Origin of the sequence: Okeania sp. SIO2F4, from assembly GCF_010672385.1 — a bacterium.
GTDB lineage: Bacteria > Cyanobacteriota > Cyanobacteriia > Cyanobacteriales > Microcoleaceae > Trichodesmium.
Window position 1 is genome coordinate 1 of the sequence record NZ_JAAHGT010000859.1, and the last position, 4194, is coordinate 4194.

Annotated in this window: 3 protein-coding genes; all 3 read left to right on the forward strand. The window is 38.8% G+C overall.

What is annotated here, in order from left to right; all coding sequences use genetic code 11:
• Positions 1 to 2674 (forward strand): CHAT domain-containing protein (locus F6K22_RS33955; protein WP_293108536.1); only part of this gene is annotated, 2674 nt, incomplete at its 5' end.
• 459 nt (positions 2675 to 3133) lie between these two features.
• Positions 3134 to 3550, forward strand: coding sequence for a XisH family protein (locus F6K22_RS33960; RefSeq protein ID WP_293108539.1), 417 nt, complete (start codon positions 3134 to 3136; stop codon positions 3548 to 3550).
• Complete coding sequence (locus tag F6K22_RS33965; protein WP_293108542.1) at positions 3538 to 3879, forward strand: XisI protein; 342 nt, start codon at positions 3538 to 3540, stop codon at positions 3877 to 3879. The genes F6K22_RS33960 and F6K22_RS33965 overlap by 13 nt, the downstream gene beginning before the upstream one ends.
• Positions 3880 to 4194 lie beyond the last annotated feature (315 nt).

Below are 4194 nucleotides of genomic sequence, written 5' to 3' on the forward strand. Positions count from 1 at the left end.
AAAGGCATTAGAATACTATGATAAAGCTTTACCTATCTTGCGGGAAGTGAAGAATCGCTCTCAAGAAGCTACTACTCTCAATAATATTGGTGCAGTTTACAAAAGTATTGGTCAACCCGAAAAAGCATTAGAATACTTCGAGCAAGCTTTATCTATCGCGAGGGAAGTGAAAAATCGCTCTAGAGAAGGTACTACTCTCAATAATATTGGTGGAGTTTACGACAATATAGGTCAACCCCAAAAGGCATTAAAATACTACCAGCAAGCTTTACCTATCAGCCGGGAAGTGAACAATCGCTCTCAAGAAGCTACTACTATCAATAATATTGGTACAGTTTACCACAGTATAGGTAAACCCCAAAAGGCATTAGAAGACTACCAGGAAGCTTTACTTATCAGCCGGGAAGTGAACAATCGCTCTCAAGAAGTTGTTACTCTCAATAGTATTGGTACAGTTTACAGCGATATTGGTCAACTCCAAAAAGGATTAGAATACTACCAGCAAGCTTTACCTATCACGAGGGAAGTGGGCGATCGCTCTAGAGAAGGTACTACTCTCAATAATATTGGTGGAGTTTACAGCAATATTGGTCAACCCCAAAAGGGATTAGAATACTACGATAAAGCTTTACTTATCAGGCGGGAAGTGGGCGATCGCTCTGGAGAAGCTACTACTCTCAATAATATTGGTACAGTTTACCACAAAATAGGTAAACCCCAAAAGGGATTAGAATACTACGATAAAGCTTTACTTATCAGCCGGGAAGTGGGCGATCGCTCTGGAGAAGCTACTATTCTGAGTAATATTGGTGGAGTTTACGAAGACATAGATCAACCTCAAAAGGCATTAGAATACTATGATAAAGCTTTACCCATCTCACAAAAAGTCGGCGATCGCTCTGGAGTTGCTCATACTCTTAATAATATTGGTGTAGTTTACTACAAAATAGGTCAACCTCAAAAAGCATTAGAATATTACCAGCAATCTTTACCAATCTCGCAAGAAGTGGGCAATCGCTCTGGAGTTGCTAATACTCTCAATAATATTGGTCGAGTTTACTACAAAATAGGTCAACTCCAAAGGGCATTAGAATACTACGATAAAGCTTTACCCATTTCACAAGAAGTAAACGATCCCTTTGGAGTTGCTAATACTCTCAACAATATTGCTTATGTTTATCGAGATACCAACCAACCAGAGAAAGCCATAAAAAATTGGGAAGACTCATTAACAATGATCCTAGAAATGCGGGCGGGGTTAAAAAAAGAAAACCGTAAAGCTTTTTTAGCAGATGAAGATAATGAGGGCGCAGCCATCGCTCTTATCGATCTGCTCATTGAGCAAAATAAACCTGACGCTGCCTGGGAATGGTATAACCTAGCTACCACTTTTGAGCTTGCTGACTACACTCGCCTTATTGATGCGAAAGTCAAAAACCCAGAAGCTCAAAAATTGATTAACCAATGGCAACAAAATAATCAACAATTACAACTTCTCTATAGCAAAGTAGAAGATGGAGCAAGTACCCAACTTTCCCAACAAATTAATCAGTTACAAGCAGAAACTAACCAACTTGCGGAAAAGATTACCGAGAAATACCCAGAAGTTGCGGATCTTTTTGAATTCAAACCCGAAGACATCAACAAACTCAAAGCCAATATTGCACCGGGTACTGTTGTTATTCAACCAGCTCTTTTAACTGATGCTAAAAATGTTCCCGATAGCATCGCCATATTCCTTGTCACCAGAGATAAACCCACTCTGGTTAAAAAAGTTCCCATAGATACCAAAGAATTTGATGATATCCTGACAGAATATCGCGCCCAACTAGAAAACCCCAACGCTGACGACTACGACATTAACCAAGAAAAACTCTATGACTATCTGATTCGCCCGATGTTAGCAGAAATAACAGCTTACTCCCCCAAACAACTTGCTATCATTGCCACAGAAAAATTGCGTTATATTCCCTTTGAAACCCTATATGATCATCAAACAGACCAATATTTACTTGAAAAATATCCCATCCACTACCTCACCCGCATTTCTGGCACTAGAAAACAGGAGGAAAAAAAGACTCAATCTATGAAAGTATTAGCATTTGGCAATCCTACCCCCACAAAAATTGAGCTTCTTGGTGCAGAAGCAGAAGCCAAAATTATCGCCGAAAAGTTATCAAGCAAACATTTCATTCGAGAAGAGGCAACCCTCGCTCGTTTCAAAACCGACTCCCCCGGTTTTCCCTTACTGCATCTCGCTACTCACGGTTGCTTTCAAAAAGATGACTGCACTAATGTGGGTTTAAAAGCAAATAACATTTTGTTTGCCAATGGAGAAACTTTTGATATTAAAGATGCTGCACTTTTAGGATTAGAAAATACAGATTTAATCGTTTTGAGTGCTTGCCAAACTGCGATGAAAGCTGACTCTAACGGTGAAGAAATAGCGGGAGTTGCCTATTTATTTGAGCGTGCGGGTGCGGATGCTGCGATCGCCAGTTTATGGAATGCGGAGGATGAGACAACGAAGGATATTATGGTGAAATTTTATGAGAATTTGCAACAAGGAATGACGAAGGTGGAGGCGTTACGTCAGGCGAAGTTAAGTTATGTTAGGGAGTATGTACATCCGTTTTATTGGTCGCCTTTGATTTTAATTGGTGAGGGAAAGTAGGGGAATAATCCCCCCAAACCCCCCTTTCCAAGGGGGGCTTAAGCAAAATTGTAGGCTGTGTCTTGACTGCTAAAATTTAGATTAGGAAAGGTATTTAACAATCTGTTGTCACCCACCGCTTATCCCATTTTTCAGTAATATAGAATCCGGTTGAATAGTCGTCATTGCGACGATAGGAAGCAATCTCCTAAACGTCTGAGATTGCTTCCTTCCACTCCGTTCCAGTCGCAATGACTTGGATATAGTAATTATCCGGATTTTATATAAACCCTAATTATATCAAATCCGGTAGTATCGGTATAAAAAAGCAGAGAAACCGGGTTTGTCTCAAATCCCCTTGTACGGACGTTGCATGCAACGTCCCTACCATTGACCTCCCACAAACCCGGTTTCTTGTTAATCTGAGGCAAGCGGATTTGATATTATGATATAGTCTGAAAAGGAAGAAGGAAGGAAATAATGCCAGCAAAAGATACTTATCATCAAGCTGTCAAAAATGCTTTAATTAAAGATGGTTGGACAATTACTTTTGACCCTTATCCTATTAAATATGAAGAAGTTAAATTATTTGCCGATCTAGCTGGTGAAAAAACAATTTCTGCAACAAGAGAAGGGCAACAAATTGTAATTGAAATTAAAAGTTTCCTGAGTCGTTCACCGATGCGTGAGTTTGAAACAGCATTAGGACAATATTTAATTTATCAAACATTTCTTTCTGTTACCCATCCCAGTTATCAAGTTTATTTGGCAGTTAGTCACAAAATTTACGAAAAGTTTTTTGCGCAAGTTGCAGTTGAATTAATTCTCCAAAAATATCAAGTTTTACTATTAGTAGTTGACATTAAAAAAGAGGAAATTATTAAATGGATAAGCTAATTAATTATCAAAATATCATCAAAGAAATCCTAACTAATTATCAAAGAATATCCGCACAAGTTCCCGATCCTGATATAGATGAGCTATTAATGTTTGATGACCAAAGAAGTCAATATCTTTGGTTTAATATTGGCTGGAAAAATGATAGACGAATTCAAGCAATTTCTGTTTATATTCGGATTAAAAATGAGAAGATTTATATTGAGGAAGATTGGACGGAGGAAGGAATTGCTAATGATTTATTAAGGGAAAATGTACCGAAAGAAGATATTGTTTTAGCTTTCCACGATCCTGAAACTCGTAAGTTAACTGATTTTGCTGTTGTTTAAATTATAGGATTTTATTTAGTATAGACGGTGCGTTAATGAAATTTAACTCTACTCGACTGGACCTCATAAAAACCTCTCTCCAAACCTCTCTCCTACGAGGAGAGAGGCTTATTAACCCCCATTCCCTTGCAGGGAAGGGGGGCAGGGGGGTTAGGTTTTTAGGGTTCAGAATACAGTTAAAATTCTCCTGCTAAAGCAGCAACACAACCTTCGCAAATTATGGGATCTTCTGATAAAAACCTCTCTCCTTGTAGGAGAGAGGCTTATTAACCCCCATTCCATTGCAGGGAAGGGAGGCTGGGGGTTAGGTTTTTA